The following is a 24,313-nucleotide window of genomic DNA, read 5'->3' on the forward strand; positions in this document are numbered from 1 at the left end:
GCGACGCGCTTCGGGAGGCGGGCAGTCGGCGACCCCCGGTTCGTTCTTGACCTTCGGCTCGGAAGGCGACCGAGGCGCCGCACGATCGAGAAAGTTGAAACCTACTTGGCGTCATATGCGAAGCCGACCGTGCCTCGCGAAGATCCTAGACAGCCTTGAAGGCACACCTGCTGGAAACGAGACACGATTGGCAGTCGGGGTTCCGCGCGCGACAGGTCAACGCGGCATGGTCGAGTACTGACCAATTGACCGTTTTCGGATCACCTCGCCTCACGAGCCACTTGCAAGCTTGCTGAAGCCAAGGATCGTGCCGGATGTCGGCAAGTTTGCGCGGACGCACGAAGCGTTCCACCACGCGTGCCATGTTCACGTCGATGAGCGGAAACCTCTCTCCATGCTGGAACATCAAGATCGCGTGGGCAACGTACTGGCCAACGGCAGGTACCTGCAGGAGCTCCTCGTAGCGGTTAGGAAACATGCCGTCGTGCTCGGCAGCATACGCCGCGAGTGCACGCAACGAGGCGGCCCTGCGTTTCCATAGGCCGAGCGGCCTGAGAAACTCCTCGAGCACTTCGACGGGGGCTTCCGCGAGGTCCTGCCAACCCGGGAATCGGGTGAAAAACCGGTTGTAGAAGCTTGCGACCGTCTCGGCCCGGGTCCGCTGGAGCAAGACTTCCACGCAAACGAGCTGGTAGAGTGGTGTACCCGGCTCGCGCCATGGGAAGGATCGGCCACCACCCTGCCGGTACCAGTCCGCGAGATCGGCCGCGAGGAGCGTCAGCTTACGCTTTTCGCCGGTCCCGAGGGCCGTGTCAGGCGAGGACATGGACATTGGATGGCGGGAACAGTGCCGGGAAGTCTTTCTGCTTGATCTTGAAGAGGTAGCCGTGGTCCCTGACCAGTTGCCTCTCGCCTCTCTGGCTCATGAGGTAATCGACCGAGATCACGCCGCTTTCCAAGAGCGCTTGGAAATTACGCACGTTCGGCGCTCGGGTGTGTTCGACCTGCATGTAGTGGAAATGCTCGTCTGCGCCTTTGCCGCGGCAGCGCGCACCGACCCAGAATGTTTGGGGATGCTTCTCGCGCAGCCTGCCTCTCAAGACCTCGAGGGGCCAAGTGACTACATGCGCGCGCCGTTCCTCCTCGGCTCGGACGTGGTCCTGCTTCAGCCAGTCCTTTTCGGCGTCGACGCTCAGCATGAACCCGAGGGAGTTTGGAGCTTTGGCGTTGATCTCGCAATTCAAGCGAAGCTTGCCGTTGCGATGGTACCCAAAGGTGCTGAGGAGGTTCCACGCCGAGCCGACAGGGCTGACCGACCAATCGGGCGACTGCGAAAATAGCGTGGACCTTGTGGGAGCCCGCTTGATCCGCTTCGCCTTGAGCTCGATCCCCTTGAAGTCAGGCGTCTTCTCGGCATTGGCCGCGATGCCGAGCAAGGTTTCCAGCGTCATGCCGACGCCGGTGTCGCCCGGACGCAGCGTGCGAACGAACCCCTGCGCGGCAATCTCCCTTAGCGCATCGAGCAATTCGCCGACGACAGGGTCCTCGCCTCGCCGGTACTTTGCCGCGATATGCCCAAGGGGGCTGCCGGCATTGTCGAGCGAGGCCAAGACCTCGGTCCGGCTCGCGTTGACCACGTAGAGGTCGCCTTCGTGCTCGAAGACGGCAAGCAAGTTGTAGGGATCGGCATAGCGCCCGAGCAGGGCGAACCAGATGCGAGGGTCACCGGACTTCGTCTGGGGACGATACAGAGACACCGAAGATTCCACGAGGCGATCAGGCTCGACGAAGTAGGCCCTGCGGACCACCTTGTTCTCCGGGCCTTGCGCCTGGTCGTCGAAATCGTGGATGCCGGTCGACAGGAGGTAATCCCGCACGTTGGCGGTCGCGTCCATGATCGACTTCTTCAACCCCGTTTCGGTGGGGACCAAGAGTGCTACGTCGATCTCGTGGCGCGTGAACGCGGCGAGGACATCGCCGACGTCCGTGTCACTCTTCTCAAGCACGGGTTCCCACGGCCTCGTCCAGAACCTTGCGGAAATGCTTGCCGACGGCCTCGGCGAGGCCAACGGGAACGGCATTGCCGATCTGCGTGTACTTGGGAACCTCGCGGTCGAAGTTGCCTTCGAGCGGGTTCCCGGCCCGGCGGATACCACCCGTCGTCCGCTTGCCCGAGAACTCGTACCAATCGGGGAACATCTGGAGCCTTGCCCATTCCCTCACGGTGAGGATGCGCGGCTGGCTAAAATGGACGTAATCGTCAGGAAGCGAGGTCGCGGTCATGTTCGGTTCGGCATTGCCCCAACGCGGCTTCAAGACGCGCTGCGAAAACTTCTTGGTTTGCGCGTGGGCGGGAATCTCGCCGCCATTCGCCAGCATGTAGTCGAACTTCTCGACGATCTCGCGCTTGTGCTTGCTGTACTCCTGCTCCGTCAGCTTGCCTGCCCGAGAGGCGGCCCAGGCCGGTGTGGTGCGAAAACCCTCCTGCAACTCGTTCATCGGCTTGCGCGGGTAGGCTGTGGTCTCGAACGAGCCGGATGGGAAGTCGCCGCTTCGCAGGATCTTCGTGATCTTTGGATCGATGAGGTCGCCAAGCAGGTCTACGAGATCGGGAAACGCTCCCGGGTTCGGCGGCGGCAAGAACCCGCATGCGACAGCGTCTTCCGCGTCGGCGCCCTTGTCGAGGAAGCTACAGGCCTCGAGAACGTCCTTGCGTATTCCGACGAGAAGCACGCGCGGCCGGTTCTGCGGAACGCCGTAATCCTTGGCGTATACCAGCGACCACCGGACCTCGTAGCCCGGAATCTTGCGAAATTCTTCCAAGACATCCGGGAAGATTTTCCTTGAACCCTCGCGCGTCCAGCGGGAGGTCAAGAGCCCGCGCACATTCTCGAACAGGAACATGCGCGGACGAAGCCGGTCAATGATCTTGGTCATCCTCGCGTAAAGTCGGTTGGAAGGCAGGGCTTCCTTGTCGACCGCGTAAGAACGCCTTATCCCGATGCCCGAGTACCCTTGGCAAGGAGGGCCGCCGGCGACGAGGTCGAGGTTGCTGAGCTTGCCGAGGCTAGCTTGCTCGAAGCGCAAGTCGACCTCGCTCATCGATCCAAGATCGCTGACCAGCTTCTCGAGCCGCTTGCCCTTGAGCTCGTGCGCGTCGTGGCAGCGAAGCTCGGCATTGTCAGAGAAACGCATGCTGCCGAGCTCGTGCCCGCGATTGCGCAGGTAGGTTGCCATCGCGTCCTTATCGAGCTCGTTGACGAAGACCGTCGTGAAGCCGGCGTTCTCGAGCCCGGTGCCGAGCCCGCCGCACCCGGCGAACAAGTCGACCGCGGAATAGATCGAACGAGTCGCCGTTGGCTCTTCGGCGGAAGTCAGTGGGACCGCGGTCGTCCCGTCCTTGTCGAGGGTCTTGGTGTCAAGAGTCATGCCGCGTTTGCTAGCACGGGGCCTGGCGGCGGTCCAGGTGTTTCTCCCCGTTTTCGACTTTTCATTTCGTCCACGCATTAACATGTTGTTCGAACTGGACACTTAGCCTGTCCCTCGGCATTTTGCGGCGAGCCAGGGGGGCATTTGAGTGTACGGGGAAGTAAACGAGGTCCTGAACGAAGTAATCTTCTCGGGACGCTTCGAATCTCGCCCCGTCTTCATGGTTCTCGATCCCGTCGCGCTGTCTTCCGCGGCGAAGCGGCTTGGCCAAAACGAGGAGGAGGTCGAGGCCTTCATCTGCAAGGAAGTAGGCAAGAGCCTTTCACGGACGGGTAACCCTTACGCACGCCACGAAACCCAGCTCAAGTTCTGGTGCAAGGAAGGGATGGCGACCAAGCCGCCGTTCACGGCCTTGCTCTTCTGCTTGTCGCATGCGGCGGAACTCATGGCGTCGGACGGCAAGCACACGCAGGGCAACTACTACGTTCGGCTGAGCGAGCTAACCGGCTTGCCCAAGGACCAGCTCAGCTTGCGTGGAATCGACACCGAAAAGTTCTGGCATTGGCTAGCACGCTGGTTGGTGAGCACGGATTACCGCTATGGTCGTCCCACGGCTCGCCCGGTAAACCAGTTCAAGTACATCAGCATCGCGATTTCACAGGCGATCATCCGCGCGGGTGACCGGGCCTGTTTCCACGACATGTTCGAGCGCTACGGTTTCGCCGGCGGCTACACCGTGACCGAAGCCGAGATTGGCCGGTACATCGATACGTGGATCCGGTCATCCGCGGCCAATAGGCGACTGCGCCAAGCCTGGGCGGACCCCAAGTTGCGCCCTAGGATCTGCGAGATTGTCATCGCGGAACTGGAGGATTGGTCGGAGGCGTCGAGCGCTTCGAACGTTGGTGATCGCGAGCAACTTGCCGCGCTTGCCCTTGCCCTCTCCTTGGTGCCCGGTTTCCCCGATCGCGTCGCGGCGCTTTCCCTTGGTCTGCACGGCGAACAAGGTGACGTGCAGGTGTTGTTTGATCGACAGGGGCACCAGCTTACCCTTGATAACGACGTTTTCGGGTCCTTCGCGACCTTGTCGCCTCCAGCCTCGGTTCCGCTTTCCGAGATCTTGCTCAAGGGAGCCGAGTACGTCGCGCCAAGCCAGAACCGCACGTTTCGTTGGCGATACAAGGCCGTCATCCCGTTCGTGCGGGCCGAGACCGGGCCTTTCTGGATAGAGACGAACAAGACTGCCCTCGGTTCGCCCCACGTGATACTCGTTCGCAATAGACAACGGACCCGGTCTGCGGTCGAGGACTTGCTCACTGAGTTGGCCGCGCCGGGATTCACGGTGGCAACGTCGGCCGACTTGCCGGGGCTTCCGGCGGGCTGGGTGCTGTACGAGAACGTGCGCTTGATGCGCATGCCAGCCGTTTTGCCAGACAACGATTTGCGTTCGCTTGTTCCCGTTTCGCGGGCGGCTGGACTTCAATCGTTTGGAGGCATGCGTCTTTCGCGCAGTGTTTGGCACAGGCAAGCTCCCCCGGTCTTGCACTTCGAGGGAAGCAAGGGGCCAACGCGCATCGAGCTTTTCGAGGGTATCGATACCGATGGGCCCGTCTTGGCAAAGGCCGAGGCCGACGGCGAGGCTTGCGAGCTCGGGGTTTCGGGCCATGTACCCGAAAGCGGGGACATGGTGGCTCTCGCGAACGAGGCAGGGAAAGAAACGGGTTACCTCGGCTTCCTCTGCCGCACAGCGCGGCGTCCTAGGCCTCTCGAGATCGATAGTCTTCTGGGCTTACAGTATGTCTCGCCAATCTCTGCAAAGCCGAGGACCGACATCGCTGAAGGAGACCGCGCAGAAAATTGGGCGAACGCGGCGGGCACACTTTCCTTGATGATGCCGCAAGGCTTCGAGACCTTGGGCGCAGGCGGCGAAGCGGAACGGGGCTTTGCAATTCCGCTCCCGACTAGCCTTGACCCCGTGAAGTACGGGAAGTCGGTGGATACGAAGGACATCCTCGCGATGTCGTGCGGCGAACGCGGAAGCCATTACTGGATCTGCGAAACAGTCCCGCAAGGTGGCAAGCAAGACATGCCGCTCAACATGGAATGTAGGGATTGTCGCCTCTCCGTCTTGACAGAGAACAGGGGCAAATCGCCCAAGCAAGTTCAAGAGAAGAAGCGCCAGCCGGTACCCTCTGCGTCGCGCTCCCCCGAACCGGTCGAGCAGGTCGACCACGATTTATTGCTCGATGCCTTGTCCTTCTTGGGCGAGGGTAGCTGGGCTGCGTTCGAGGCGCTCCTATCGACCAACGTCTCGGAACCCTGGCAGGCCCATGCCATCGCCCGGTCCTTCGAGGCTCTCGGTCATATCGACCTAGTGCGTAAACCCGGGGCCGGCAGGATCACGCGATGGTCTATCGCCGCTCCAACGCTTTACCTGTCCGGAGACGGACGGGCGCACCTGCGCGGTTTTCGCAACGTCACCATGACGAACGCAGTTCGCGAATTGCTCGTCAGCCGCGGTGCACGAGACGTATCGGAAGCGTTGAACGGTCACCCCTTGAACATCGCTTTCGACGGGGTCGAACCGGATCTTGCTGCGCTGCTCGCGCAATCAATCAAGGATCCCCACGGAAGATCGATCGCGTTGGTCCTCGATCCGCCGCGCGCAATTGCTCGCCGGATGGCAATCCTTGGATCGACAAGGAGCATGCTCGTCCCTTTGTCCGTGGCCGATGACGTTGCATCCGAACGCTACGATTTGGACCATGGCCGCTGGAGCCATTGCCACGACGTGTTGGAGCCGGGCGCTTACCGCCTCGCATGGCGAGGCCAAGCCTACGCCTATCGCGACGGGAGGGGAAATCTCTTCCAAGGCCCCCACGAGATAGTCAAAGTGCTCGCCGCGCGTGATGCCGGGATCAATTTGCACGCCTACTCGCAAGCAAACGAGGAGTTCGTCTCGCGCCTTGGTGCAGATCCGGCCGGGCTCTTGGCAAGGGCGTTGTGCGCATGTTCCCGGCGGCTGCCGACCCAAGAAGGGGGCGTGCTCAAGTATTCCCAGGTGCCGATCGATGTCGCCGCGGCCGTCCTGGACGTCCTGTATTCCACCGAGGTTCCCGATGAGAGTAGCTAATCCCCCGCATGTCCTTGCCTACGTGCGCGATGCGTACAAGCGATACTACGATAGCGCGTTCTGGATGCGCGATCCGGGCATTATGCGCGAACGAGACGAAATCCTCGCGCTACCAGGTGTCATGGCGCAGGAAGCGCTGCTGGAAGCGGTGCCCGTCTATCCCTCGGTCAAGGCCATCGAAGACGCTTGCCGAGAAGCCGGGCTTTCGGATTTCACTGCTAGGCATCTCGGGCCGGTGGTTTTCGGCAACGAGTCGATCAAGCTCCGCGACCACCAGGCAAGATCGCTCGTGATGGCCCACAAGGGAACCACCGAGGGGCACCGGAACGTCATCGTGACCTCGGGCACGGGCTCGGGCAAAACCGAGAGCTTCCTGCTACCACTGCTCGCGGGTTTGCTAGAGGAACGACGGCAAGGAGCGGGCAACGGCGCTTTGCACCGCTGGTGGGAGAAAGGCCTCGAGGGAAAGCAGCCAACGTGGAAACCTATGCGCGACGGCTTGTCAGGCGGGCCGCATGCCGCGGTCCGTGCGCTCGTGCTTTACCCGACCAACGCGCTGGTCGAGGACCAGGTCTCGCGGTTGCGGCAAGCAGCAATCCGCGCGCGCGAGATTCACGAACTGCCCTTGTTTTACTTCGGCCGTTACACGGGCGCGACGCCGGGAGGCACTTTCTTCCCGCAAGGGTCACTTAACGCGAACGGTAAGAACAAAGTCAACGAGGTTGCCGCCGAGATCAAGAAGATCGCCCGCGAGGCACGGAGCCTGCGCAAGGTCGTGGCTGACGGGGGGAAGAGCGGAAACGATCTCGTCGAGGCAGTATCCCAGTTCCAAGACCCGGAATGCGGCGAGCTGCTGACTCGCTGGGACATGATCGCGACACCGCCCGACATCCTGATCACGAACACGAGCATGCTCAACATCATGCTCATGAGGGACGTCGAGGACCCCATCTTCGACCAGACCAAGGCATGGTTGGAGGCAGACTCGTCTAACGTGTTCTCCCTGGTCGTGGACGAACTCCACGGTTATCGCGGAACGCAGGGGACCGAGGTGGCGCTCGTGGTCAGGAACTTGCTTGACCGTCTTGGCTTGGAGCCGGGCTCACCACAGCTACGATGCATCGGGACGAGTGCCTCGCTCGACGGCGATACCGGCGAAGCTTACCTCGAGGAGTTCTTCGGCGTTCCCCGCCAGACTTTCACTATCTTGAAAGGCACTCCCTCAACCTACGAAGCCAAGTTGCCGTTGTCTGGCGAAGTGCTCACCAAGCTCGAGACAACTACCCGGCAAGGCGAAGCCACTGTCGAGGGCCTGCAGGCGGCCTTGGAAGGTATCTCGCCGCGAGAAACCTTGGCCGCCGCGTGCAACGTCGCGGGCAAGGATGTGTCAGGACATGTCAGGCCAACAAGGCTCAATCGCTTGAAAGAGGTCTTGCTCGGGAACGCGGCTTCGGACGCGGCTTTTGAAGGCTTCCTCGCCGCGGCAAAGGCCGAGCAAGGCGACGAGGCGACGAAATGGGAAAGCCCGCTGCCAACCTTTCGCTCGCACATGTTCTTGCGGCAGGTGCAAGGGATTTGGGCTTGCAGCAATCCAGGCTGTGACCAAGTCCACGAGGACTACCGCACGCCGGGTCGCAAAATCGGGAAGCTCTTCCAGGCGCCTGCCATGAAATGCGCTTGCGGTGGCCAAGTTCTCGAGCTCCTCTACTGCTACGACTGCGGAGAAGCCTACCTCGGCGGGTTCAAGGTCAAGGAACCGGAAGGGTTCGCAACGGGACCGGACGCGGCGTTCCTGGAGTCGACAAAGCCAGGCATGGCAATGGCCCCCCCGGGGATGGTCTACGAGCGCCCGCACGAGGAATTCCGTTGGTATTGGCCAGGGGGACAGCTTCCGCGCGAAAACCGGAGCTGGACTCACCAAGGCCCCGGAAAGAAGGGCCAGAAGCAATTCTCGTTCGCGCTTGGCCATCTCGATCCGTTGGCCGGCTTCCTGCGTCCTGCCGTTCCCGGCGGTGACGATGCAACGGGAGTGATCTTCTCCCCAGCGCAGGGAGTCAACGTGGCCGGCCTCCCCGAATGCTGTCCAAGGTGCGGAAGCGAGCAAAAATGGCGCAACGCCAAGGAGATCGAGAAATTCTACCGCGCGTCCGTTAACACTCCGATCCGCGGGCTCAGGACGGGTCTCAACGCGACCACCCAGCTGGTTGCGGACAGGTCCGCTATCGCGACGAGCGACACGGTGAAAGCGGAGCAAATGATCGCATTTACCGACAGCCGCGACGACGCGGCAGACCTTGCTGCTGGCCTCGAGGTGCACCATTTCCGCGACCTCGTCCGCCAGCTTCTTTTCAAGGCGTTGCAGCCCCGGGAATCGATTACATCCGAACTGCTCGGGGAGCTCGTTGCCAAGGCAAGGTCGGGCACGGACCTATCCGAAAGCGAGGCCGCCATCGTCGAGAAGGCGAAGAAGTTACCCGGCAATCCTTGGCAAGCAGCAAGGCTCGTTTCCGGTGGGATGGCCGAGGAGGCCGAGATGGCAGTCCTTGCCGAGCTCGATGCCAGCGCTTCGACGTCCCGCGTTGCCTGGCCCACCCTCGTAACAACCTTGGTCGACGAAATGGTGGCCATGGGCGTTAACCCCGCGGGACCAAAGGTCAGCCTTGCCAAGTACCCGGGAAAGGACGGCGTCGATTGGTGGCGCTTTTTTCTCAGGCCGAAGGGAGCAACCTGGGACGACCTTGACCCGGAGACGCTGCAACGCGGCCAGGCGAACTACCTTGGTCACCTTTCAAGCCACGTGGCAGATGCCTTGTTCGACCGGGCTGGTCGTGACCTCGAGTCCATGGGGGTCGCGTACATCTCCATCAAGGGTCAGCATGGTGCCGCGCTGGGCCTAGGCGATGACGTTGCCGAGGGCGTGCTTTCAAATGTCGTTCGGATACTGGGGCAGCGAAAACTCTACGAAGGCGGGTCGACGCGCAACACGACCAACGCTCCCATGGCGGTCCAAGGCTACTTGGAGAAGCTCGGTCGGAAACTGGGGCAGGATCCCGCAGCGCTCGAGGAGAAAATCGGCGAGCGGCTTACGGGCATCGGCGTCCTGAACGAGAACTGGTTGCTCAAGACCCGCAACTTCTTGGAACTCAAGATCGAGCTCGTCCCGCGCGGCGCTCGACCGCTCTTGCGCTGCGAAGGTTGCGCGACCGCGACCCTCAACAACCCCGGCCTCGTCTGTACGACCGACTACTGCTCTTCGAACACGTTCCAGGAAATCACCGAGCCCGGTGAAGACTACTATGGTTGGGTGTCGCGGGAGCCCGCGCACCGGCTGGTTGCCTGGGAACTTACCGGTCAAACCAAGCCCTTGGAAAAGCAGCGCGAGCGACAGCGCCTATTCAAGGGCCAAGCATACATCGGTCACGAACACCCGGTTACGCACGGGATCGACGTGCTCTCGGTTACGACGACCATGGAAGTCGGTGTCGACATCGGGTCACTGAAGCTCGTGATGATGGCCAACATGCCGCCGCAACGCTTCAACTACCAGCAGCGGGTTGGTCGTGCGGGCCGTGCTGGCCAACCCTTCTCCTACGCGTTGACGATTTCAAGGGGCGCGGCCCACGACGACTACTACTTCAACCATCCCGAGCGCATGACCGGGGACGTACCCCCGCAGCCTGAGCTCGACTTGTCACGAGGCGAGATCTTGTCTCGCGTGGCAACGGCCGAGCTCTTGCGCCGGGCCTTTCGTTCTATCGAGGATGGCCCGGAGCGTAATCCCGAGAGCCTCCACGGCGCCTTCGGTCGCGTGGAGGAATGGCCCACCTACCGAGAAGCCATCGCAGACTGGCTGGCGCGTGCGCCGGACGTCGACGCGGTTGTCTCGAGGCTCAGCGCCTTCGCTCCGCTTAGTCCCGACACGAAGACAGAAATTGCCGCGCATCTGAAGGAGCACCTCGTCACGAAGATTGACGAGGTGGTTCAAGATTCCCGGTTCATCCAGCGCGAGCTTAGCCATCGCCTCGCGGTTGCCGGGTTGCTGCCCATGTTCGGCTTCCCGACACAGGTACGAACGCTTTACTCGGACAAGAAGGCAACGAAGGTCGAGAAGGTAGCCCTAAGCGACCGTCCGCTCGACCACGCGGTCTGGGCCTTTTCACCGGGCTCGGAAGTGCCCAAGGACAAGCAACTGCACGTCGCGTGTGGTTTCGTATCGAAGTACGATTCCCCGCAAGGCGTCAGGAACGAGGAAGATCCGCTCGGGGCCCCGCTTCCATACTCTCGCTGCGTCGATGACGAGTGTGGCGCGATCACGCACGGATCGGCAGAAACCTGCAAGGTTTGCGGAAACCCGTCGAGGGACTTCAAGCTTTACCAGCCGAAGGGCTTCATGGCGCACTGGCGTGCGTTGGACTACGACGGCCAGCGCAGCCGCGGTCCGGCACTTCCCCCTCCTGTCATGGCCTTTGACCAGGTTTACGGGGACCGTGGCTGCGGTCCCCTCGATATGGCGATCGGGACTGGCCCGGTCACCGTCGTGAACGACAACGACAACCACCTTTTCGAGTTTCATGCCAAGGAACCGAACATGGTCGTGGTGAACGACACTGCGCTGTACCGCGACGACCGGATCCCTGGAGACCTTCCAGGCAACCCGATCTCGGAAGATCCATACGGGGCAATCGGGGCGATCTTCACCACCGATGTCCTGAGTTTCTACTTCGACAATGCACAGGGCGTGGGTAACCACGGGCTGCTGGAGTCGGGAATGCCGTCGACCACGCCTGCGCTAGCCTCGTTCGCGGAGTTCGCGAAGTTAGCGATCGCCACGGAGCTCGATATCTCGCCGGACGAGTTCCGGGTAGGCAGGCAACCGATCGCGATCACGGACAAGGGCAAGACCGAGCAAGTTTTCCTCGCCGACGCACTGGAAAACGGCGCGGGTTACGCGCGCTGGGCTTCCGATCCAGCAAACTTCAGCCGTGCACTTTCGCGCTTCTACGCTGATACAAGCGAGCAATGGACGCGTCCCATCCATGCCGAGAACTGCGACCGTTCTTGCCCTGATTGCCTTCGCAGCTACTCCAACCGCTTTTCGCACGGGCTACTCGACTGGAGGCTCGCCCTTGACCTTGCCGAGCTAACGCTTGGACTGCCACTGGGCACTGGACGTTGGATTGACGGCGCAGAGGTACGTATTGCCAGTGCCTTCGCGGCGTTCTGCGCCAAGTCCCGGCTGGAAGTCGGCGTCGAGCAGCACGCTGGCTTGACGGTCATTCACAAGGACGCGCGGGCATTGGTGCTCGGCCACCCGCTTTGGCATTCCGCGCTCGGATTGGTCCAGCCGGTCCAGCTAGAAGCACAGGACAGCTTCCGCGCGGCACATGGTACCGAATCCGACATCCGCTTCGTTGACGTTCGACACCTTGCGATACGCTTTCCCGAGTACTTGTTGGCGCTGAAGTCGTGATCGAGATCATAGGCGAAGAAGGGACCGAGGAATACGACGCGGCAGTCGCCATTTCCGATGCGCTTGCAAAGCTCTGGCCGGGTTTGAGGGAGTCTCCCTCCGAACTCGAACACGTAAAGATCGCGCCGAACGCGAAACTGGCAGGCTACAAGGTCAGCGATGTCGATATCGTCGTCGCTGGCGTTTTCGCCAAGCCGCGCTACTTCGTCCCGCGCAAGGCCTTGCACGACCAGGACGGCAAGCGGTTGGGCAGTGTCAAGGTAAAGGTCGAGAACCTAGTGGTGGCCGTCGAGGTCAAGGGGCACGATGCCGGGGGGATCAACGTCGCCGGTGACGAGGTCACGGTTCGTTACCCCGAGGGATGGAAGAGCGCCACCGGCCAGAACATCGATCAGGTCCACGCGCTAGCCAAGTACTTCGAGCACCAACATCTCTCGACTTGGGTTTACCGTTGTGTCGCGCTGCAAGGCATTCCCGCGCTGCCGATCTCCAACGGAAAATCGGTGCCCGAAGCGGGCGCGGTTGCCTTCGGGTTTAGCGGGTCCGATTTCTTGACCGCGGTCACGGGTGTGAACGGCGTCCGAAAGTTCGGTCGGGACTTTGTCCTTTCTTCGATCCCGATGACCAAAGCCCGCAAGGTTCTCGAGGCATCGATTTTCAGGGCGATCGTCCCTTCGAAGCTCGACCGGGCGAAGATGGACCGAATTGCAGCGCGCCGCTCCGAGGCGAAGGACCTGGCCGAACTTTTGGGCCAGCACATGGTTCGCCTCAAGGGGCACGGTGGCACAGGCAAGACCATCATGCTCTTGCAGGCTGCCCACGAGGCATTCGTTGGTCATGGCCGACGATGCATTGTCCTCACCTACAACGTGGCCTTGGCTGCCGATATTACCCGCTTACTCGCACTCCTGCGCATTCCAGGGGCCTCGGACGGCGGTGGTGTCGAAGTCAAGACAGTCATGTCTTTCGTTTACACGTGGCTGAACCGGCTCGGATTGGAAGAGGAGGAAGCCGAGGACGACTTCGATGCGTACGTTGGCAAGTGCGCGACCGCCCTTGAATGGATTGACATGGGTACCGTGTCTGCCTCTGACATCTCGAAAGCGAAAGACGCCGAGCAATCCCTGCTCGATTTCGACGTCGTTCTCGTGGACGAGGGCCAGGACTGGCCACAAGCAGAGGCAGACCTTCTTACCCGCCTTTATGACCCTTCGACGATCCTAGTCGCCGACGGGCTTGATCAGCTCGTGCGCGGGGAGAGGACGAACTGGCACTCGGCGGCAGGCGGGAAGGAGAATGTATCAGAGAAGAGCTTGGCTCGTTGCTTGCGCATGAAACGAAATCTCGGCGTATTTGCCAATGCCATGGCCGAGAATGCAGGCCTTAACTGGTCCATCGAGCCGAGCGACGAAGCCGCTGGTGGGAAGGTCCTCGTCTCTTACGAGCCGTACACGTCACTCGGCCCGACTAGGCAGGCCTTGCTGGTAGAAGCCCAGACAACCGGGAATTCCCTGGTAGACTTCTTGCACTGCGTGCCAGCCTCGGAAGTGGTCGGCTCGCAAAATGGGCCAAGGTCGAACCTCGCCAACCAATTCGAGCTCGAGGGTCTGGCTACCTGGGACGCGGTCAACCGGGCTGCCAGGAAAGACTTCCCGCGCTCGCTCGAAACGGCGAGGATCGTCCAGTACGAATCTTGCCGAGGTCTAGAGGGTTGGGTCACGGTGCTCGATGGGCTCGACGAATTCTGGCATCGCAAGTTCGATGCCTCGCTCCGACAAGACACCTCTAGTTATGGTTTCCTTGACCCGAATGAGCGGGCTAGCCGCGTCGCGTGGCAATGGGTCATGATTGCCTTGACTAGGCCGATCGATACACTGGTGATCACGCTTCGAGACCCCCAAAGCGAAGTCGCGAAAGTCATCGAGGCCGTTGCCAAGTCTCACGGGGATTTCGTGCAGCGGATCGACTAGTAAGATGCCCCGAGAACCTCGGTGATTGCCGCTGCGATAATGCTTCAAAATCGATGCATTAAAGCCAAAAACGGGCTTTGTGTCGCGATTTTCATACATTAAACTCGCCTCGATTGGAGAAAGTCATGGCAGGGCGCAACGACCCCACGCAGAATTCGGAACATCACTGGGAAGGTCTGCAGGAGATCGATCGTGCGATCTCCGAGAATAGGCGTATGGAATACCGCTGGAAGAAGGCGCTCGCAGATCCATGGGAGCGACGAGGCCTTTGGCTTCTCGGGCTGGTGATCGTCGCATTCGCCGTATTCGTCATTCTGCAGGATTTCGTGCTGTAACTATCTATTGCCCCATTCTTTGACGTCGTCTGCAGCCTCCTCGCTTGAGCCTGTGGCGCCCTGCGTTTGGCCGTCCAGGTAACCTCGAACGGTACCAATCCTTCCACGACCCTGCTGGCCAACCCGCTCGACCTCATCGGTGATGCCAGACCGATCAGGAGCGTTGGGCATTGAAGGACCGCTCGCAGAACCTACGGCTCCCCTTGCGCGTACCTGGCCCGCACTCCCGATCCCGGGGCGGCTGACAGGAGCGAAGTCCGGCAATGAAAGGTCGGCTTCGATGTCGTCCTGCAGCCGATCAGCATAGCTCTCGACAAACCGAGATTGCAGCTGCTGGCCGCGTGCGCTCATCTGGAACTCGACGTCATCGAAGCGCACTGGCCCGTAGTAGTCGCGATTGGCTTCGATCTCGGCCATGCCCCATTCGCGATAGGCCTGGCTCAAGTTCAGCGTGCCTGCGGCGCTGTTGGCCTCGTACCAGCTGGCCTGATTCTCGAGCCGGCTGGCCATCTCTTCGGCCCGACGCGCCTCCCGCGTGTAGCTCTCGGCTTCGGTCAGCGATCGGCTGAGACCCCACGAGCTGCTCGATACCTGTGATACCGAGCTTGAGCTCGTCTCGCGCAGGAAACCTTCACGCGTATTCGACCAGTTGCGGCTATCCGAAAGCTGCCGCAGCGTACCCATGATCCTGCCGCGATCTTCCGAGGCGATCCCGATATCGCTGTCGGTCCATGACTGGTTGCGGCCGCCTCGGACTCCCGCCTGCGCGTTCAATACACCGCCCTCGACCTTTGCTCCGGCTCCTGCTTCGCCATTGAGAAACCATGAAACCGTGATGTCATCAGACGCGCGCCGGGACAGGCCAAACTGCTGCTGGAGCGTCCTTGAGGCATTGTCGACTTCGCTGAATGCCGTACCGATGCTGTCGTTCGTACCGACGCCGCTGACCGTGTCGGAGCTCTGACCCTGGCTGTAGGCGTTGCGGATCTCGCTGAAGCGGGTGAGCGCAGAGCTCGTCGATTGCTGGGCGAGGTTGGCATAGGTCTCCCTCTGCGTCCGGCTCTGGCTTGCCATCGTTCCGAGGCGGCCGGTGAAGTCCTGCCCCAGTGTCGGCGTGAACGGATAGCTTGAATTCGGGACAGCAGCGAACTCTCCATCGGGGAAGCTGGTGGTCTGCGTGCCGCTGTCGCTGAAACCACGCGTCTGTGCCGCGCCATAGGCGATGTTGGGTGCAAGATTGCCCTGGGCAAACTGGCGGGAAAACACCGTCGAATTGTCGATGTTCGAATTGCCGAGCGAGACATTGCCGGTGCTCGCTTCGCGCGAGGCTTCCTCGGCCGCGTTTTGACTCGGGTTGAGATAGCTCGTTGCCTGGCCCGAGATCGCCAGCGCACCACGCGCCACCCCGCCGGCAAGGAACGGGATCGAGGCGACAAGATAGCCCGCCAGGATGCCGATATCGCTGTTGACGTCGCTCATGCCGGCAAAGGTCGCGAGGCTGAGCCCCGTGCTGCCGCCAGCGGCGGCGACATCGCCCGCGCCTTTGAACATCAGGATCATGTGCAGGATGACGAAGAGCGGTCCCCACGCCGCAAGGTAAAAGAAGCCGGTGACGTAACCTCTCAATGCAATGGGTCCGGTCCGCGGCATCAGGAACAGCGGAAACAGGACAGGAAACAGCGCGTAGAACACTACCGTCAGCACGACATTGAGGATCGGCACCCATTTCATCGCGTTGTGCGCGATCGAGGAATAGGTCCGCTCTGTCTGAATATCGGCCCGGGTCTGCGCGAAGACGTCGATACTGCCCGTGCCGCTCGCCCCTGCAAAGCCATGCATGGCCTGGTTCATGGCATTGATCGTCAGCACTTGGCGGAAAATGTCGCTCGCGCTGCGCGAGATGCCGGTGAGATACTGATAGGCAATCGGGAGATCGGCCATGAGCTTGGCCTTGGCGAGTGCTTCGGTCTGGCGCGGATAAAGCTGACGCCCTGCGACAAGCGTCATCTCGTCAATGAGGCTCGCCCATTGCCCAGACAGCGCGGTGTAGGCTTCGCGGCAGGTGATGATCGAGGCCGTCACACTATCGTCGGCCTGCCGGGTCAGGAATTTCTGCGCGCGCGCCGCGCTGCCCGGCGCGATCGTCGTCCAGATGTCATCGCTCTCGGACAGCTCCTTCATCGAATAGCGGCCGAGCAGCAGATCGTAGAACACGCATTGCCGGACATGCTCGTCGAAGTTCGCAGCAAACTCCGGATCCGAAATGCGCAAGCTGCGCGTCGATTCGAGCAACCGCGCGCCATAGATCATGCCGTTCTTGGAGTAGTTGAGGTCGTCCGGCAGGCCGAATACGAGCTCGGCAGAGCGGGTCAGATAGTCCCCCGCCTGACTGGTGAAGCTTGCCATCAGGGCGAGCCCGAGCGGGACATTGGCCACCGTTGCCGGTGCAAGGCTGGGATTGACCCGGTCGGTCACATGGACGTCCATGCGCGGCACCATCAGGCACATGTAGATGAGCGTCGCACCGAGGAACCAGTTGAGCCAGGCACGCCAGTCCTGGTTGAACGCGACCACGATGACCGCGAGCACCATGCCCATCACCAGCGCGACCTGAATGAGGCTCTTGTAGCCGCCCGCACCGGTCCAGGCGGCAACGGCGTTGAGGACATTGACGATATACTCGCCGCCGCCGACCGTGAAAATCTCGACCATGCTGCCTGACCCTTATGGAACGATCGAGCGGGACTGCATCCCGCGCGACCAGTCGAGCGCGGCGGCCATCGACGGTGACATTGAGGCGGCGAGCATATTCTCGATCATCGCCGTCTTCTCGATGATCTGCATGATCGCCGAGACCCGCGCCTGTCCGGTCGCTTGCCGCTGGGCGAGGCTTGACCGGACCTCGGCGACCTGAGCGCGCCAGATCGCGAGTTTCGCTTCATCGGCCGCAATGAAGCTCGCCATCGAGCGTCCGGCCTCTGCGGTGATCCGTTCGAGGATGGCATAGAGGAGATCGATGCTGGCGATCTCGGCCAGCGTGTCGCGGTCGTCGGTTGCCATCCCGCGACCATAGGCCGCCTGAACGGTGAGGATCTTGTAGAGCGGCACCGATGCCACCTGAAGCAGCTCCTTCTCCTCGTCGCCGATCGCTGTGTCGCTGCGGATGGCCTCGACCATGCTGCCGATTAGCCGGGCAACGCGGGGCCGGATGGCCTTTGCGCTCGACAGGCTCATCTGCTGGAAGGTCGGGTTGAGGCACTGGTCGGGCTCGTCGCACTGGAACACCCGCACCGACTGGCCCTGCGTCCCGTCGAGCAGTGCGGTCACCAGCGTCGAGGAGGCATCGCCTGCGAAAGGCACGAACTTGCCCGGCTCGTCGTCGCGAGGCGGCACGTAGATCACCGTGCCAATGAGCGTCATCGCATACTCGGCGAGGTCGCGGTCGAAGGTGCCACCAGGGTTGAAGAAGGCGCTCTGCTTGAGGACATGCCAGGTGTAATTGCGCGGCACACCGGGATTGACGTCAGCATAGTCGGCGCCGCCACTCTCGTTGGTCGAGGCGCGCTGGCCGCGCGTTCCGCAACCGTGCTTGGCAGCGGCATAGTCTGTGAAGATGCCTTCGGAATTGCCGATTGCTTCGCAGATCGCCTTGTCGGCGAGATCGCCCTTGGGCCAGACGCCGCCGACCAGCCCCTGCGCCATCTCGCAGGAGTTGATCGAAAGATTGTTCATGAGCTGCGCCTTCTGGCTGAACTCCTGCATGATCTTCGAGCACTCGGGGCAGACGGTATCGATCGCCAGACTAAAGGCGAACCCCACCGCATTGTTGGCGACGGCCTTCAAGAGCGCGACCATCTCGCTTGCGTTGATGAAGGAGAAGGACCCTGCGAAGATATCGATACCGCCGCAACCAGCGCGGGCACGCGGCAGCTGGAGATTGGCGATGTTGGTCGTCTTCTGCGGAAAGCGCGTCCAGACATTGCCGAGACTGTAATAGCCCGCCGACTGTCCTTCGAACGCGCTCGGCCCGGTGACATTGGCCGCAGCGCCCATGTCGTCCATGAAACGGTCCATGCTGTCGCCGACGTTTGCGGCGATGGGGGACGCGACCATGCTGGCGGCAGCTATGCTGAGCGCCGCATTGCGGATGCTAGTAATCATGTCCGGCTTCCTTCGAGGTGAGGAGGTAGATGCGGTCCTGCAGCTCGTCGGCCGACAGCACGCCGTATCCGATCGGGATCGGGCGCCTGGCCACGCTGTCCCACAGCACGAGCGCCGGGGTAATGCCGGGTTCGAGCCCCATGCGCGGCCGCTGGCCGCTTTCGACCTTGTAGTCGGGGAAGTGCCGGGACGGTCCGCCATCGGTCGAGATCGCCCGGACAGTGATATGCCAGCGGTCCGCCACCGAGCGCACGATAGGGCTCATCACTTCGCACGCGCCGCAGGTCTGGGCGAAGAAGTAGAACAGTCCATAGCGTTCGGAGAGCCTTGCCATCACCGCGTCGCGGTCGGCAGCGCGCGCGTCCTGCCATTGCTTCTTGGCGAGCGCGCCGACCGGTCTTTCGAGCGTGTAGTCGAGCTCGGGATCCTGCCAGATCGCGCGCTGCCAGACATCGGAGAACAGCGAAGCCCGGTCGAGCTGGGCACGCTGGAAGCGGATATAGGCGGTGACGTTTTCCGGCGTCGGATAGAGGATCGCGCGCGCCTTGAGCTCGCGCAGTTCCCCCGTGACCGCGTCGAGCTCCTGCGTGGCGGTTACGGGGGCCGGTGGCGGCGCCATCTGCGGCTCAGCTTTCGGCTCCGGCCTGACGCAATAGAACCAGTAGCCGAGCCTCCGCTGCTCGCAGTAAAGGCTGTCTGCCGAGGCAGTTGGCACTGCCTGGCGCGCTTGCTGGGCAACTGCCCGAACGGGAAGCAGTGCAGCGAGACACATGGCGAATACTGGGAGCGCCAGCATCGGCAGTGATTGGCGGCGCGTCATTGGCCACTCCTTGCGTAATAGTCTTCGATTTTCTGCTGGATGAGGATGCTGGTCTCGAGCTCGTCGGGAAGCCGCGCAGCCTCGGTGAACTCGGCATAGACCTCGCTGAAATCCATCTGGCTGAGGTCGAGCCGGCCGAATTCGTAGAGTGTGAACCCCTCGCACTGCTCTTCCTTGGGCTTGTCCCAAGGCTTGGGCAGCTGGCGCCGGCCCTGTTCCTGCAGGATCCGCGAGAGCTTGCTTTCGAAGCAGCAGTAAACCTTCTTCTTGGTCAGGCAGACGCCGAGGAACTTGTCCGAGCAATAGGTCCCCACATAAGCGCACAGCCCCTGCGCATCGCGTTCGTGGAGCAGCACTTCCTCGCGGTTGCAGCCGAGCGCGACCAAGAGGCTGATCCCGGGGATGAGCGGGAAACCCTTACCCTTGCAGCAGGTGAGCACGCCGAAGACCTTGGAGGAGCAGGTGTTACGCGTGCCCCGGAACAGTGTCAGCGTCTCGGGATCGAACTGGCCGCGGGCCTCGTTCATCGCATGGAGGGCGGTGACGGCATCCTTGAACTCATCGTTCGCGGTGCGCTCGATCGTCTCGCAGCTGCCGTCGATGCAATAGACATCACCTTCGCAGACATACTGGGTGGAGCTGTCGTTCCCGGGAAGCGGGCACTCGTAGATGCGCTCCCAGGTCTCGCAGGGGTCTTCGTCGGTGAGGCATTCCTCGCGGACAAAGCGGCAGGTGCCCTGGCTTTTGATGTCGGAGCAGTCGGTCGCCGCTTCGCGGGCGATGCAGGTGTAATTGCGTCGCCATTCCCAGCATGGGCGTGTGACAGAGACGCCATCGACTACGCGGGTCTGCGGATCGGCATCGGTGCAGATCTGTGCGTCCAGCGTGCAATCGCTATTGTCCGCAAGACCTGTGCACTGGCTTTCGTCAGGGGTCGTCGTGACCGTGGTCGCCGTGGCGATGCGGTAGGTCGTTTGTCCTGCGACCTCTTCGTCGCAGGTCAGCTCGGTAAGCGGATCACCGGGCTCGGTGCACCACTTGCGGCCGCCGGACCATCCCCACTGCAAGCAAGGACCATCGCGGTGTCCGGTCACCCGGCAAAGAGCGCCCGAAAACTCTTCGCAATCCGGCTCGCCTGACAGGTTGAAGCTGCCCAATGGGCTGCAAAGGTAATGATACTGGGGGCGCCGGGTGACCGCGGCGACGAGCGGGACCGTGCATTGGCCTGCCGACTGATCGATCCGTGTGCCCGTATTGCAGGTCGCGGTATATGTGCCCGCCGCCCCCGAACCAGGTGGCAGCGGAACGCAGGCCCCCTGGCTGCCCGAAATTGCCATGCCGCTGGTGTAGTCGAGCGGCGTCTCATTGATCGCGAGGCTGCGGGCGATCACGTCCTCGATCTCGTTCGGCTCGAACCTTGCGCGATTGGCCATGCTGTCACGGATCGTCCGCATTGGCGTGCTGGTCGTCGCGGCGCTGCGTCCGCGGGCCTCGATCTGGTCGGGATCGCGGGCAAGTTCCTGCAGGTCGCGCGTCGCTTGCGGATCGAAATTGGGAACGCGCGCCGCGTCGGGATTGGTCGTGGCGGCATCGCGCGCTTCGCCCAGCAGCTCGGTGGCAAAGTCCTTGCCGTCGGCTCTTGCTGCATCGCGGGTCTGAGCGTGAATGGAAGCCGCGCCGGTGAGGGCGACGAGTGCCGCAAGGAGATTGGCGAGGGTTCTGCCGGTCATGGCCGTTCCTCCCTCGAGAGCTGGCGCAGATGGAGGCGTGCAAGCTCCGCGCCCGGACCATTGCCCGAGGCAAAGGTCTCGAGGACTTCGCCCACGCTGATGTTGCCGGCGATGCGGTCGTGCGGCGGCACCTCGCTGGTGCAATCGAACCCGTCGCAGGGACTGAACTCGGTGCTCAGCATGACGAAGCTCGGCGCGGCCTCGATGTTGAGCGCGCGGAACAGCCGCGGATCGATGCCAAGCGACCCGGCTGCGTCGCGGCTGCTCCAGATGGCAGCCAGGCGCTTCTTGAACGCCTCGCTGTTTCCTTGCGGGAAGCCGCGCAGCACGGTGACGCCACCAGCCCTGGTCATGTCATGGACCAGTGCCTTCAGCGCCTCGGGCGGCATCGACAGGCTGGCAAAGGCAATGAAGCGCGGGCCTCCCCCGAGCGATGCCCTCTCGGCCGCAGCTTGTCCCGCGATCATCGCGTCGAAGTCGAGGACGGCGTCGGTCTCGACTGCCTTGATGCTGTCGGCATAGGCTGCGCGATTGGCCTGCGCCTGCGCCTGGATAGCCTGTGCGTCCTCGCTCAGCGCCTCGGCGCGTTGGCGGACATTGGTGCTGAGCGCCTGCGCATCGTCAGCATGTTCGGCCGCGCGCTCGCGGATCGCTTCGAGGTCGATGCCTTCGGGCGCGCTTTGGGCGAGAGCGAGGCCACCGAGTGTGACGGCAAGGCCGACGGGCAAAAGGAGGAAGTGCTTGTTCATAGCGCGCAGCAGTTCCGCTTGCGCCAGACGAGATATCCCATGTCTTCGCCGATGGCGGGGATGACCTGTCCGGCCGATTGAAAGGTGGTGGAGGCGCCGATGGGCGGGCAGGCGTAACGGCCCGAGGTCGCCGGGTTGGGGTTGGTGGCCTGGAAGCGGTATTGCTGCTTGCGCATCACCGGCATCAGATATTTGCCGCACAGGCCCTTGGATCCCATCGTTCCCCACGAGACGAGTTCGCGGTGGAGCTTGTAGGCAAAGCGCGAGAGCACGAGCCGCGAGGCCTGGACGTGCCCGATCGAGGCCGAGACGTTGCCGTTCATCGGATACATCGAACCTTGGCAGCCCGCGCACCAGAACATCTCGTCGATCGGCAGCTTCGCGGTCGAGGCGACGCAGTCGGCCGCACAGGCAGCGAGCGCCAGCGGGTTGGCGAAGAGCACGGCTTCGGGGTTGATGATCGCGGTGAGCTCGGAATCCTGCCACAGCGGATCGATCTCGGAGATGTAGAGAATGTCGATCGAGCCCGATTCCAGGCACAGAAAATCGGCGACGATCTCCATCCAGTAGATTAGCGGATAGGCATACCAATGGACGTGCCAGCTTGAATAATACTGGCTCGCGCCGCCCACCGCCGATGGACCCGAGATCGAGCGGAAGCCGATATCGAAACCCGGATCGAGTTTCATGCCGCCGAGGTTCACGAAGCACCACGGCTTCATGCTGACATCGGCAAGCCGCACTGGCTCCCAGAAGCCCATCGCTATTCCGGGCCTCAGACCGCACAGGCACACCGGCAGGTCGGGGTTGTCGGGATCGGGCCGGCTCGACGGCCAGATGTCCAGCCCGCCGATCGAGATCGGGAACAGGCACGACCAGCATATGTCGGTGATCGGGTTGACGAAGCTACCGGTGCAGCGCCCGGGACCGGCATCGGCCACGGCAGGCGTTGCGGTGGCGAGACCAAGAATGGCGGCCAGCACGAGCGCCAGCTTTCGTAAGCGGGTCATTGGGCCGTCATCCTTCTCGGCGGCAGCGCGATCTCGCTGATCTCGAGCAGGCGGCCCTGCTGGCGCACACGCGCGGGCACCGACCTGATCCCGAACCTCTCCGTGAGCTTGCCGCCCTGGTCGAAATAGAAGCGCCGCTGGCCGGCCTTCATCAGCTCGAGCGGCGCGCCCTTCACCAGGATCAGCTTGGCATTGGCATTCTGCTTGAGTGCCCAGGCGAGTTGGTCTGGATCGTCGCCGTCGAGGAACAGGAGTTCGGCGCGAAGGCCAACACTGTCGAGTGGATTGACCCTCGTGCCAGCGGCATGGATCAGCTCGCCGTTGGCCCCGCGGATATCGGCAGCGAGCGTGATCGTCGGGTCGAAGTGCCAGCGCCGGGCTTCGCTGGCCCGGACGATCCCGGCGACGGGGTCGGGCCGGTTCACGCGCGCGATAGTGCGGCGCTTCAGGTCTTCATTGAGCCGCGCGGTCTCGCCCGAACGTTCCATCTGCGTCAGGCGCGAATGGATCTGCTCGAGGAGGTCGCGTTCGATCACGGGAAACACCGTGCCGCGCTGGCCAAAATCGCGCGCCAGCGCATGGGAGGGACAGAGCAGCACTGCAAGCAGGGCCGCAGGGAGGATGAGCTTGCTCACAGGATCGCCCTCCCGCTGCCGAGGATCTGGCCGCGGCAGACGAAGCCGATCTCGGCGTAGCGGCTGTCGAGGCCGCGGGGATGGCTGGTCCCGGTGTAGAAGCAGCCGTGTGGGATCGGTCCTTCGGGGCCTTTGTGAAGCGCAATGCCGAGACGGGTCTCATCGAGCCGCGCGGCGATCTTGCGGCCATTGATGAAGACCTCGTGACCGCGGTGGCTCACGACATCGCCCGGCACACCCAGCACCCGCTTGCCGAAGAGCTGCGCGCCTTTTCCGAAATGCACTTCGACAAGCCTGTTTGCCGGGGGCTCGAAGAAGATCAGGCTGCCGCGCTCGATCCGCGCATGCTTGTCGAGCCAAAAGGCCCAGTTGGGCAGGCTCGGGCTGGCGTTGATGAGGAAGGCGTGGTCTTTCGCGAAGGCGTCGACCGCGCCCCATCCGAGCGGCAGCAGCACCAGGCCGGTCAGGACGAGCGGGCGTTTGATCGTGCGGACAAGGCGAGAGGCAAACTGCGTCACTGACCGCCTCCCTGCCCAAGCTGGCGTGCGATCCGTACGCGCAGTTCGTCGGTGGCATCGGGGGCATCGCCCGCGAGCACCGCTTCGCCGACCAGCACCACGCGGCCATCGCTCCCCATTTCGGCGACGGCGCGCTCGGACGCCTGGAGGAAAGCGAGCACGCGCGCCTGGCTGGCTTCGGGATCCTGTGCCCCACGCGCTTCGGCATCGACGAAACCCGCGATGGTCTCGGCAAGCCGGACGGTCACGATCTGCTGGCGCGGCTCGGACAGCTCGCGGCTGACCCACGCCGCCCAGAGCAGCGCGGCGACAAGCGCGAGCACGCCAAGAATTTTGAGCACGAGCGGGCGATT

Annotated in this window: 16 protein-coding genes; 4 read left to right on the forward strand and 12 right to left on the reverse strand. The window is 62.5% G+C overall.

The window, feature by feature from the left end; all coding sequences use genetic code 11:
- Nucleotides 1–145: 145 nt before the first annotated feature.
- From K3177_RS04050 to K3177_RS04060, 3 genes are read right to left on the reverse strand one after another with little or no spacing between them, the layout of a single operon-like run.
- Entirely contained in the window at nucleotides 146–826 is a 681-nt protein-coding gene (locus K3177_RS04050) for an HhH-GPD family protein (protein WP_221597147.1), read from the reverse strand.
- Nucleotides 813–2,006 carry an MvaI/BcnI family restriction endonuclease gene (locus K3177_RS04055; RefSeq protein ID WP_221597148.1) on the reverse strand — a complete coding sequence of 398 codons (1,194 nt, stop codon included), beginning with the start codon at nucleotides 2,004–2,006 and terminating at the stop codon, nucleotides 813–815. The genes K3177_RS04050 and K3177_RS04055 overlap by 14 nt, the downstream gene beginning before the upstream one ends.
- Nucleotides 1,999–3,429, reverse strand: a complete 1,431-nt coding sequence (locus K3177_RS04060; RefSeq protein WP_221597149.1) for a DNA cytosine methyltransferase — start codon at nucleotides 3,427–3,429, stop codon at nucleotides 1,999–2,001. Before K3177_RS04060 ends, K3177_RS04055 begins: the two co-directional genes overlap by 8 nt.
- Before the next feature lie 148 nt (nucleotides 3,430–3,577).
- On the opposite strand from K3177_RS04060, the gene K3177_RS04065 reads away from it, so the two are divergent.
- From K3177_RS04065 to K3177_RS04080, 4 genes are all read left to right on the forward strand, one after another.
- Nucleotides 3,578–6,562, forward strand: coding sequence for a hypothetical protein (locus K3177_RS04065; protein WP_221597150.1), 2,985 nt, complete (start codon nucleotides 3,578–3,580; stop codon nucleotides 6,560–6,562).
- Nucleotides 6,563–6,626: 64 nt separating this feature from the next.
- Entirely contained in the window at nucleotides 6,627–12,032 is a 5,406-nt protein-coding gene (locus K3177_RS04070) for a DEAD/DEAH box helicase (protein ID WP_247714211.1), read from the forward strand.
- On the forward strand, nucleotides 12,029–14,002 hold the full coding sequence (locus K3177_RS04075) for a DEAD/DEAH box helicase (protein ID WP_221597151.1): 1,974 nt from the start codon (nucleotides 12,029–12,031) through the stop codon (nucleotides 14,000–14,002). Before K3177_RS04070 ends, K3177_RS04075 begins: the two co-directional genes overlap by 4 nt.
- Before the next feature lie 125 nt (nucleotides 14,003–14,127).
- Nucleotides 14,128–14,337, forward strand: a complete 210-nt coding sequence (locus K3177_RS04080) for a hypothetical protein (RefSeq protein ID WP_221597152.1) — start codon at nucleotides 14,128–14,130, stop codon at nucleotides 14,335–14,337.
- Here the strand turns inward: K3177_RS04080 and K3177_RS04085 are convergent, their stop codons facing one another.
- From K3177_RS04085 to K3177_RS04125, 9 genes are read right to left on the reverse strand one after another with little or no spacing between them, the layout of a single operon-like run.
- A complete protein-coding gene (locus K3177_RS04085) occupies nucleotides 14,338–17,049 on the reverse strand; it encodes a conjugal transfer protein TraG N-terminal domain-containing protein (protein ID WP_221597153.1) in 2,712 nt (903 codons plus the stop codon).
- Nucleotides 17,050–17,061: 12 nt separating this feature from the next.
- On the reverse strand, nucleotides 17,062–18,498 hold the full coding sequence (locus K3177_RS04090) for a conjugal transfer protein TraH (protein ID WP_221597154.1): 1,437 nt from the start codon (nucleotides 18,496–18,498) through the stop codon (nucleotides 17,062–17,064).
- Nucleotides 18,488–19,318, reverse strand: coding sequence for a conjugal transfer protein TraF (locus tag K3177_RS04095; protein ID WP_247714212.1), 831 nt, complete (start codon nucleotides 19,316–19,318; stop codon nucleotides 18,488–18,490). Before K3177_RS04095 ends, K3177_RS04090 begins: the two co-directional genes overlap by 11 nt.
- Nucleotides 19,315–21,048 carry a conjugal transfer protein TraN gene (locus K3177_RS04100; protein WP_221597155.1) on the reverse strand — a complete coding sequence of 578 codons (1,734 nt, stop codon included), beginning with the start codon at nucleotides 21,046–21,048 and terminating at the stop codon, nucleotides 19,315–19,317. Before K3177_RS04100 ends, K3177_RS04095 begins: the two co-directional genes overlap by 4 nt.
- Nucleotides 21,045–21,797: a type-F conjugative transfer system pilin assembly protein TrbC gene (gene trbC, locus K3177_RS04105; RefSeq protein WP_221597157.1), complete on the reverse strand. Its 753-nt coding sequence runs from the start codon at nucleotides 21,795–21,797 to the stop codon at nucleotides 21,045–21,047. Before trbC ends, K3177_RS04100 begins: the two co-directional genes overlap by 4 nt.
- A complete protein-coding gene (gene traU, locus K3177_RS04110; protein WP_221597159.1) occupies nucleotides 21,794–22,807 on the reverse strand; it encodes a conjugal transfer pilus assembly protein TraU in 1,014 nt (337 codons plus the stop codon). The genes trbC and traU overlap by 4 nt, the downstream gene beginning before the upstream one ends.
- The gene (gene traW, locus K3177_RS04115; protein ID WP_420493662.1) at nucleotides 22,804–23,442 is read right to left on the reverse strand and encodes a type-F conjugative transfer system protein TraW; all 639 of its coding nucleotides are present in this window, start codon (nucleotides 23,440–23,442) and stop codon (nucleotides 22,804–22,806) included. Before traW ends, traU begins: the two co-directional genes overlap by 4 nt.
- Nucleotides 23,439–23,960, reverse strand: coding sequence for a S26 family signal peptidase (locus tag K3177_RS04120; protein WP_221597161.1), 522 nt, complete (start codon nucleotides 23,958–23,960; stop codon nucleotides 23,439–23,441). Before K3177_RS04120 ends, traW begins: the two co-directional genes overlap by 4 nt.
- Nucleotides 23,957–24,301, reverse strand: coding sequence for a TrbI F-type domain-containing protein (locus K3177_RS04125; protein WP_420493663.1), 345 nt, complete (start codon nucleotides 24,299–24,301; stop codon nucleotides 23,957–23,959). Before K3177_RS04125 ends, K3177_RS04120 begins: the two co-directional genes overlap by 4 nt.
- Nucleotides 24,302–24,313: the final 12 nt, after the last annotated feature.

The sequence above is a fragment of the Qipengyuania pacifica genome (genome assembly GCF_019711555.1).
In the GTDB taxonomy this organism is placed as follows: domain Bacteria; phylum Pseudomonadota; class Alphaproteobacteria; order Sphingomonadales; family Sphingomonadaceae; genus Qipengyuania; species Qipengyuania pacifica.